The sequence below is a fragment of the Hydrogenophaga palleronii NBRC 102513 genome (assembly GCF_001571225.1).
Taxonomy (GTDB): Bacteria; Pseudomonadota; Gammaproteobacteria; order Burkholderiales; family Burkholderiaceae_C; genus Hydrogenophaga; species Hydrogenophaga palleronii.
Genome location: NZ_BCTJ01000104.1, coordinates 1 through 747 on the forward strand (window position 1 = coordinate 1; position 747 = coordinate 747).

The following is a 747-nucleotide window of genomic DNA, read 5'->3' on the forward strand; positions in this document are numbered from 1 at the left end:
CGTCGAAGATCGAGGTGCGGGTGTCGCCGCGGAAGTCGGTCGCCACCACCTTGTCTTCGGTGTAACCCAGGATGCCCTTCAGGGCACCCTCGGCCTGCGCCTTCATCTCCGCCTTGATCTCCTCGTAGCTGGCTTCCTTCTCCAGCTCCACCGTCAGGTCCACCACCGACACGTCGGAAGTCGGCACGCGGAAAGACATACCGGTCAGCTTCCTGTTGAGTTCGGGAATCACCACGCCCACCGCCTTGGCTGCGCCGGTGCTGCTGGGGATGATGTTCTCCAGGATGCCGCGGCCGCCGCGCCAGTCCTTGTTGCTCGGGCCGTCCACCGTCTTCTGCGTCGCGGTGGCCGCGTGCACAGTCGTCATCAGGCCGCGCTTGATGCCCCACTTGTCGTTGAGCACCTTGGCGATCGGCGCCAGGCAGTTGGTGGTGCAGCTGGCGTTGGAGACGATGGCCTCGCCCTTGTAGCTGGTGTGGTTCACGCCGTAGACGAACATCGGCGTGTCGTCCTTGGAAGGCGCGGACAGGATGACCTTCTTCGCGCCCGCGTCCAGGTGCTTCTGGGCCGTGACCTTGTCCAGGAACAGGCCGGTGGATTCGATGACCACGTCGGCGCCGACCTCGGCCCACTTGAGGTTGGCCGGATCACGCTCTTGCGTGAGGCGGATCTTCTTGCCGTTGACGATCAGGGTGTTGCCCTCGACCGAGACGGTGCCCTGGAAGCGGCCGTGCACGCTGTCGTACT

At 64.8% G+C, this 747-nt stretch carries 1 protein-coding gene; it reads right to left on the reverse strand.

All coding sequences use genetic code 11. From position 1 onward, the window contains the following. A partial coding sequence (locus HPA01S_RS22460) for a type I glyceraldehyde-3-phosphate dehydrogenase (protein ID WP_066273741.1) occupies positions 1 to 747 on the reverse strand: 747 nt, incomplete at both ends.